We start from the raw sequence: 1,791 nt of genomic DNA, 5'->3' as shown, positions 1-1,791 counted from the left end.
CACGCCCTGCCCGGCCTTGCCGCAGGTGCCGATGCCGGGGTCAAGCGCGGGTTCGCCGCCGATCATGGTGACATGGGTCATGGCGTCCGCGCCATTACCGATCAGGGTCGCGCCGCGCACCGGCGCGGTGATGCGCCCATCCTCGATCATGTAGGCTTCCGACGCCGCGAACACGAACTTGCCTGAGGTGATGTCCACCTGCCCGCCACCGAAATTGACGGCGTACAGCCCGCGCTTCGTGCTGCGGATCATGTCTTCGGTAGTGGCGTCGCCGCCGAGCATGATGGTGTTGGTCATGCGCGGCATGGGCGGGTGGGCATAGGACTGCCTGCGCCCGTTGCCCGTGGGGGCCACGCCCATGAGCCGGGCGTTGAGCCGGTCCTGCAGGTAGCCGGTCAGGATTCCATCCTCGATCATGACGGTGCGGCCGGTGGGGGTGCCTTCATCATCAATGGTCAGGCTGCCCCGGCGTTCGGCAGGGAGCCGTCATCGACCACCGTCACGCCGGGCGCGGCCACGCGCTTGCCCATGAGCCCGGCGAAGGCCGATGTGCCCTTGCGGTTGAAATCCCCTTCCAGCCCGTGGCCCACGGCTTCATGCAGCAGGATGCCGGGCCAGCCCGCGCCCAGCACCACCTCCATCTCACCCGCCGGGGCGGGGCGGGCGTCCAGGTTGACCAGCGCCATGCGCAGCGCCTCGTCCACGGCGGCTTTCCATGCTCCGGGCGCCAGCAGGCGGGTATAGGAATACCGCCCCCCCAGCCCGTGGCCACCGCTTTCGCGCCGCCCGTCCTGTTCCACCACGACCGATACATTCATGCGCACCAGCGGGCGGATGTCGGCCATGCGCTGCCCGTCGGGCCGCAGGATCTGCACCGCCTGCCATTCCGCCGAGAGGGAGGCCATGACCTGCACCACGCGCGGATCGCGCCCGCGCGCATAGGCGTCGAGTTCGGACAGCATCGCCGCACGGGTGGCGAACGCCCCTTCCCCCAGCGGGTTGATGTCGGGATACAGGTGGTGATTGGTCGCGCGCGGCCCCGCCGCCAGCGTACCGGTGCGGCCGGAGCGGATCTGGGTCACGGTCTCGGCGGCGCGGCGGATCGCGCTTTCACTGATTTCATCGGAATGGGCGAAGCGGTTTCCGTCTCCAGCACGGCGCGCAGGCCGAAGCCCGAAGACGTATCGAAGGTGGCGGAACGGATCACGCCCTCATCAAGGGAAATGACCTCGCTTTCCCGGTATTCAAGAAAAAGTTCCCCGTCATCCATCCCTTCCAGCGCCTGCTGGACAAGGCGTTCGGCATCCGGGCGGCCAAGGCGGGAACCGGCGCGCCCGAAAAACAGGGCATCGGTTGCGGCCAGCGGGGAAAGACCCTGAAGGGAGGAGGGCATGAAACGGAAACTCCGGTTGGCGGAACATAAAAACACGAACGCTCGGGCCGCGCGGGCCGGGAGGGGCCCCGGTAGCATAGCCGGATTCACCCATAGGGGAAAGTTGGGGCGCGTTCATGACAGATGCCATGCCGGGAAATGAACTTCCTTTCATTCAGGCTGTTTCCCTTTGTGATAGGGATGAAAGGCAGAACAGTGTACAAAGATCGGACTTCCATTGTTCGGAGAAACGGCGTCTCGTGAGAATTTCCCTCCTGTGCGATTCAACCCTGTCCCGGTCTTTTCCCCGGCAGGCCGGATTACTTGTCATCGGCCTGCTGTGCGCGGGCACGCCCGCGCTGGGCCAGACGGAAACGGAATCCGCCACATCACAGGCCGTTCCCCCGCAGTCTCCCGCT

The 1,791-nt window shown here is 66.4% G+C and carries 1 pseudogene; it reads right to left on the bottom strand.

The window, feature by feature from the left end:
- Positions 1-1,393 (bottom strand): annotated as a pseudogene (locus JCM25156_RS25185) (TldD/PmbA family protein); the annotation flags it as partial.
- Positions 1,394-1,791: the final 398 nt, after the last annotated feature.

Source organism: Komagataeibacter kakiaceti JCM 25156 (genome assembly GCF_000613305.1).
The sequence above is the reverse complement of the archived record's forward strand: the minus strand, read 5'-3'. Positions and strand labels throughout refer to the sequence as shown.